A 4,793-nucleotide genomic window follows, 5' to 3' on the forward strand; every position below is an offset into this window, starting at 1 on the left:
TGTTCGTGTTTGTTATCGGTCTCTCAATTGAGGAGCCAGCGTTCAATCGAACTACTACATAGAAAGCTTTAGTTGCAGCTAAAGCCTGGGTCTCACATTACCCGAAACTGGTCGATTTATTGGGATAATTTCCCATACAAACTGTTTAAGAGTGATTCGCAACGCGTGGCATTTTTACTATGCGTTAGGTTTAGTGGTTAAGGTGGTATGCGGTGGCGTCGGTATTGCGTTGCTCACACCTTAACAGGGCGTTATGTTTTAAGGAGAAAACTTGAGAACTGGAGTAACTATAAGCCTAGCTCAAGTCCCTGTCACTAGAGGTGAGGTGCGTGCAAACCTTGAACGTCACCTCAAAATGATTGAGCAATCATCTTATTATCATGCAGATGTAGTTGTTTTCCCTGAATTATCATTGACTGGCTATGAGTTGGACTTAGCTGCTGAGCTAGCTTTTTCTCCAAAGCCATCGAACTTCAAAGAATTATCTCAAGCTTCAGTCGAAAATGAGATTATCACTATAGCTGGGTGCCCATTAAAAGTTAACAATGACTCAAAGCCAACAATAGGTGCTGTCATTTGCTTTCCTGATGGCACTGTCCAATTTTACTCGAAACAACATTTGCATGAAGGAGAAGGGACGTATTGCTCATTCGGTTTGTCAGACTACTTTTTTAAAGTAAATGGACATCAAATAGCGCTGGCTATTTGCGCGGACTTTACGGAATTGGAACATTCTCGACGGGCTAAAAAATTGGGCTCAGATATCTATGTTGTCAGTGCCCTTATTTCTAAAAATGGATTTGAACCTGACTCTAAGATTTTATCGGAAATCGCATCAGAACAAGGTTTCCCTGTACTCTTAAGTAACCATATTTCAGTGACAGGCGGTTGGGAAACTTGCGGCAAGAGTTCAGTTTGGAATGCACACGGAGAGCTCGTAAATTACTCTAGTTCCAAAGAATATGGTTTGGTCTTGTGTAATATTATGGGCAATGAGGTCGAGGCAAATCAAACATAACAAGATGCTCAAGCAGACAGCTAACTAGTGGCATTTTTGGTTTGGTCTAGTTTAGTGTTTACGGTGGCTTTGCTTGAGTGTCGTGGTGTTAGCTGCTACTTAGCAAAGCGTTATATTTTCGGGAGGATTCCGTGGAAGAACAATTACTAGAAAACTTGAGAGCTTTACGAGAGTTAGAAAATAAATACTTTCAGAAGTTTAACCAATTTTATCCAACCTTTGTCTCAAAAGAACAAGAGGGTATTTTTGGTCCATCCGAGTTGTATGAAATGGCAATTGAGGCACAAGTATTACTTGCTAGCTTAGGCCAAACGGCAGTTCAAAGGCTCAATTATGTAGGGTTTGATCTCTTATTTCCATTTAGTAATCCAGTTGACTGGTATAATTGGAAAATCATGATCAAGGAAAAAGACATCAGCCATACAATTTATTTCTCGATTTCTACTCGTGTGGCTACTGAATTTCAAAGAATTGAAATGCATTTAGAACGCAAAATCTGGGAGAGTTACTGTCAATTATCTGAGGCAGAGTGTTCTGTTCCCAAAGATCGTTACTCAAGTGTGTTTTCTACTGAAGATAGTCATGACCAAGAGAGCGATGATACTACTTCAAATGATCAGGCAGCGGTTAATCATACTCATATAAATATTAATAATTTAGCTTATAACGATAAAACAGAAACAGATGCAGTTGATAATCTGGATAAGCTAAATAAATCATCAGGAATATGGTCAAATGTAGCAAATGTGGCTTCTACAGTTATGAAACTTTCCGGTCTGAAAATATAACAAAGCATTTAAGAGTGATTCTCAACGCTTGGCATTTTTAATTCTATCGTTGAGTTCAGTGTTTACGGTGGTAAGGTTTAGTTTCGTGGTCGCGTTGTTCACACCTTAATGCGGCGTTAGGCATTAAAGAGTAACCGAAGCTAAGTTGGCAACGATTATGTATAGGGACACATGATAAAAATTGAATTCAGTATATGGTTTGCAAGTAGAACTCGTTGGGTTCATCTTATGAAAACTATAGAGATGCAAGCCGTTCCTCGAACCGGTGAGTTCTTGAAATTTAGAAATGATGTTGTCGGAGACTATTTTTCATTTAAAGTCACTGAAGTGGTTTATCGCGAGACTGGCTCAAAGATTGAAATTTCAACAGAGCTACTAGATAACGTAGATAACCGTGGATATTCATTTGAAGATGAATCCGAATTTGATGAGTACTTGAGTTCCTATTTATCTGTTGGATGGTTGAGTCCGCGTGGTGTAACTGAAAACAACTACATTCGTTGAAAAATGCCTAACAAAGCAATCAAGGTGACCCGTTACACTCGTCGGTTTTGGTGCGAAGTTCGGTATGCTTTGTTAGTTTGGTGTGGGGCACCTTATTGCAGGCGTTATGCTTCTATGAGAGCGAGGGGGGAACAGTGTTCGAAATAGAATTTAGTATTTGGTTGGCCAGCAAAAAACAATGGGTTCATTTGGTAAAGGTGATTTCTCTCTCTACCGTCCCTCGGGTTGGTGAGTTTATAAAGTTCGAAAATCGTGTTGTAGGCGATTACTTCGGTTGGAAAATCAGTGAAGTGACCTATCGAGAGAATGGTAAAATAGAAGTATCTACTGAGTTGCTAGACAACATAGACCAGAGAATGTACTCATTTGAAGAGGACGAAGAATTTCAAGAGTACTATGAGTCCTATTTAGCGGAGGGTTGGATTTCCCCACATGGCATAAAGGCCAATACTCAGTTCGTCTGTCGCCAACCCAAAGCATAACAATTGCTTCAACCTGACTGCCAACCTATGGCATTTTTGGTTCAGATTGGCATTAGTGATTACGGTGGTCTGCTTAAGCACAGTGCAGTTGGCAGCAAGTTAAGCAGGCGTTAAACGGCTTTATTCATGCGACCCCTTGATCTTTGCAAATTAATGCATATCTATAGTAAGACATGGTTATCTACTAGCAAGATTACAAGGATGGTAAGTTTGGATTGGTTAATCAATTTCTCTTCGTGGAAGAAAGCAGGTGTCTTACTTAGCTTGAACTTTGCGCTTCAAGCTATAATTATATTAATAATATACCCATTAATTTCTACATCAATGGAGCCTCTTGATGTGCAAGTGGGTCTTACGTCTGAGTCCCTAAATTCCTTTTTTAACGAAATTGGTACGACTGGGAGGGAGTATTATTTTCTAAATGAAATGACTGTAGACATGCTGTTTCCGCTAGTTTATTCATTCGCATACTCTCTATTGCTTATTGAGCTAATCAAATCATGTGAATTGATTAGTTCATCTCTAAAATACATTGCCTTACTGCCGTTTGGTATCGGGATATCTGACGTAATAGAGAATGTTCATATTTTAGCGGCTATTCATAGTTATCCTGAACAAAGTGACTTACTGATTAATAGTCTGTTTATCGCAAATTTGTCTAAACATAGTTTAACCGTGTTCGTGTTATCAGCTGTATTCTTATTAATCTGTTGGCTCGTTGGGATGAAGGTAAATCGCCGTTTAACAAAGCCATCAAGGTGATGAATTACACTCGGCAGTTTTGGTATGGAGTTCGGTGCGCTTTGCTGGTTTAGTGTGGCACACCTTATGGCAGGCGTTAGCAGCTATGAGGAAATAAAGAGGTATCATGGCAAAAATTAAAGATAGATTAGCTAAAATAATTCGTGATAAACCTAGAGTGTTGACCCGAGCTATATTTTGGAAAATCCCTCATAACACTTCAGAAGACGAAGTGTTCTTGAAGCTTGGTCGGTATAATAAGCCAAAGGGCTGGCTTGATGGTGAAACACTAGAATTAGATAGCCCCAAAAGTGAACTTACACTGGATAGTGAAGAGTTCAGTAATCTCGTAGATTTCATTTCAACCAATTACGAACCTTTCAAGCAGGGTACGAAAGCTTTTTTGCCTTTAGATAACCCGTACGACACATCAAATGCAGAGCAAATTAAACAACTTTTAAATTTGCCAGACAAAAAGGGTATGCTTCAATTTCTACTGGATAACGATGTAATACCAGAAGACTTAGAATTAGGCTTAGAGCATGCACGAAAATCTCGTGCAATCGATGAGTTTCAATATCTACTAGAGTCTGATTTTACTGAAAACGTATGGCAAAACTGGTTCGAAACCAATAGTTGGGTTTTAGGTAGCGACTTTGTCAAAGTTTTAGATGAAAGAGCGATAGATACTCATAACATTTCAGACTTTCTAATGGAAAGTTATGACGGATTCCTCGATGTTGTTGAAATCAAGCGACCAGAGGGCGGTTTAAAGTTCTGGGCTTCAGGTCTTGATCACAATAACTATTACCCGCACTCTGATTTAGTCAAAGCGATTACACAATCCCAGTCTTACATACATGAAATTGAACTAGAGGCAAACAGTGTAAAATTCATGGAAAGGGTGGGCTACGTGAAGACCATTAAGCCTAGATGTACTTTAATATACGGTCGTTCGAATGATTGGAATCGTGAGCAGCAGCAGGCATTTCGAGTTTTAAATAGCAGCTATCACAACTTGACTATTATGACGTTTGACCATGTGCTAGAGAGGGCAAAGCGTATACTTGGAAAACGCTGCTAACAAACGACTATGGCGTCAATAACTAATTTTTAGCCGTGTTTTCATTCCACATGACGCCATCTCTTAACATTGAATTTAATATCACTACCATCTTTCTAACACACGCTATGATGGCTACTTTTTTGGGTTTTCCAGCGGCCACTAAATGAGTGTAAGTCGCTTTAAATACGGGATTA

General features: G+C 39.3%; 5 protein-coding genes and 1 pseudogene. 5 read left to right on the forward strand and 1 reads right to left on the reverse strand.

The window, feature by feature from the left end; translation table 11 throughout:
• Window positions 1-271 precede the first annotated feature (271 nt).
• The 5 genes from ACKLNH_RS20425 (at window position 272) to ACKLNH_RS20445 (ending at window position 4,617) form a co-directional block, all read left to right on the forward strand.
• The gene (locus tag ACKLNH_RS20425; protein ID WP_413114107.1) at window positions 272-1,018 is read left to right on the forward strand and encodes a carbon-nitrogen hydrolase family protein; all 747 of its coding nucleotides are present in this window, start codon (window positions 272-274) and stop codon (window positions 1,016-1,018) included.
• 131 nt (window positions 1,019-1,149) lie between these two features.
• On the forward strand, window positions 1,150-1,806 hold the full coding sequence (locus tag ACKLNH_RS20430) for a hypothetical protein (RefSeq protein WP_413114108.1): 657 nt from the start codon (window positions 1,150-1,152) through the stop codon (window positions 1,804-1,806).
• A gap of 228 nt (window positions 1,807-2,034) precedes the next feature.
• Complete coding sequence (locus ACKLNH_RS20435; RefSeq protein ID WP_413114109.1) at window positions 2,035-2,310, forward strand: hypothetical protein; 276 nt, start codon at window positions 2,035-2,037, stop codon at window positions 2,308-2,310.
• Between the two features lie 134 nt (window positions 2,311-2,444).
• The gene (locus ACKLNH_RS20440) at window positions 2,445-2,792 is read left to right on the forward strand and encodes a hypothetical protein (RefSeq protein WP_413114110.1); all 348 of its coding nucleotides are present in this window, start codon (window positions 2,445-2,447) and stop codon (window positions 2,790-2,792) included.
• 868 nt (window positions 2,793-3,660) lie between these two features.
• Window positions 3,661-4,617, forward strand: coding sequence for a Shedu anti-phage system protein SduA domain-containing protein (locus tag ACKLNH_RS20445; protein WP_409397408.1), 957 nt, complete (start codon window positions 3,661-3,663; stop codon window positions 4,615-4,617).
• 22 nt (window positions 4,618-4,639) lie between these two features.
• On the opposite strand, the pseudogene ACKLNH_RS20450 reads toward ACKLNH_RS20445, so the two are convergent.
• Window positions 4,640-4,793: pseudogene (locus tag ACKLNH_RS20450) on the reverse strand (IS110 family transposase); the annotation flags it as partial.

Source organism: Thaumasiovibrio clandestinus (assembly GCF_047250365.1).
Lineage (GTDB): Bacteria > Pseudomonadota > Gammaproteobacteria > Enterobacterales > Vibrionaceae > Thaumasiovibrio.

Bases quoted from the DNA above. Each gene is read 5' to 3' on its own strand.
- ACKLNH_RS20435 (WP_413114109.1), top strand. From the start codon at position 2,035: ATGAAAACTATAGAGATGCAAGCCGTTCCTCGAACCGGTGAGTTCTTG.
- ACKLNH_RS20445 (WP_409397408.1), top strand. From the start codon at position 3,661: ATGGCAAAAATTAAAGATAGATTAGCTAAAATAATTCGTGATAAACCT.